This window comes from Rhodanobacter sp. C05, from assembly GCF_002001165.1.
Taxonomy (GTDB): domain Bacteria; phylum Pseudomonadota; class Gammaproteobacteria; order Xanthomonadales; family Rhodanobacteraceae; genus Rhodanobacter.
Map to the genome: position 1 here is coordinate 1 of NZ_MUNQ01000003.1, position 1,446 is coordinate 1,446.

Genomic DNA, 1,446 nt, shown 5'->3' on the forward strand with positions numbered 1-1,446 from the left:
TCCGCACAGTACTGACACGCACGACGCAGCGAAGAGGACAACATGATGACCAGCATCGGTCCGAAAGCTCAGGGCAAGAGCATCAAGCGCCCGGTATTGATCGGAAGTCTCTTACGGAATTGTTAGGTTTCACCGCCAGATGCCTCGAGCGCTGCATGTTGCATTTGAAGCTTTTTAAGCTCGCTTAGATCTTTCGAGTGGAAGTCATCGAGTGTTGCGTCAAACCATGAATAGAACGACAGAACCTTGTCCCCATAGGTAGCTGCGATGGATGAAAGCTTGATGTGACTTGGAGAGCTTTCTAAATATTCGCGACTTAGCCGATGCCAACGGTCCCAAGTTGAGAGATCAACTTTGGTGAGGGATACCGTGGACTCTATAACGCACTGACCGTCCGGACCAATATTTTTCATGCCGATTGACATTTGGCACCCGGGAAGGCCCTTGTGAACCATATAGTTTCGCAGATCGTTAACGAACTTCGACAAGCGATCTGTGGCGAAGGTTGTCGCCACGTGCTCGTTGTACAGGGCGTGGATAGCAGTATCTGCGTACGTGTCCTCGACGAATACGCGAGTGTGATCAATCAAGCTTTTGGCAGATGCGAGGAAGTTGTGAAAGAGCCGCATCGACTCTCTATGCACCTGAATGCCCGCATCACGATGCTTGTGCGACATCAGGCGTTGGCCGTTTTCTGGCATCTCGATCAGATTGCAGCAATCTTTGAGTTCTTTGAGATTTCCTTCGAAAATGTTCAAGCTAAAGGATCGTCCCTTGCAGCGGTTCAAATACGCCATACCGGGACTTTCATGAATTTGGCAAAATACTTGGTAGGCCGAATCGTGCATGTGGAACCTAACGCTTGAGTTAAGCGGCGGCGAAGCCGTCCGCCTTGAACGAGAAGTTAGAACTTACCCGAGAAGTAACTTAGTGCGAATAGTGCCAGCAGCAAAACCAAGAAACCTATGCCTGCCCACTTGCGATGGACCTGCTCTCGTTGCGACACGGTAGCCAAGGGTGCAAATCGAGCCACGAGGTACTGGGAAAGTAAGACAAGGCAAAGTGCGACACAAACTGGCCAGTACGAACGCAAACGCTTCATGTATGCGACCGAAAACCCTAGACCAAGCAAGCCAGCGAGGCCTACCAAGTTGCGATACGCACGAGAGACTTCGATGGCGTGACCGCACACAGGACAGGGGTTAGCTCCGCTAAACAGAGCCAGTCGCCAAGCTGGAGGACGGTATGGATCTGAGTGCGTGTGGCTCATGAGTTCTAACGCTTGAGTTAAGCGGCGGCGAAGCCGTCCGCCTTGAACGGAGTAAAAAGAGACTTCCTCCCCTTACGGCCTCGAGGGCCATGATGGTGTTGCGACACAACCGTCAGCAGAAGAGGAAGTCTCCATGAGCACTATAACCCTGGGTGTGGACTTGGCGAAGATCGCGT

The 1,446-nt window shown here is 51.9% G+C and carries 1 protein-coding gene; it reads right to left on the reverse strand.

Going from position 1 to position 1,446, the window contains the following annotated elements; all coding sequences use genetic code 11:
• Nucleotides 1–122 precede the first annotated feature (122 nt).
• A complete protein-coding gene (locus B0E51_RS00010) occupies nt 123–758 on the reverse strand; it encodes a hypothetical protein (RefSeq protein WP_143525735.1) in 636 nt (211 codons plus the stop codon).
• Nucleotides 759–1,446 lie beyond the last annotated feature (688 nt).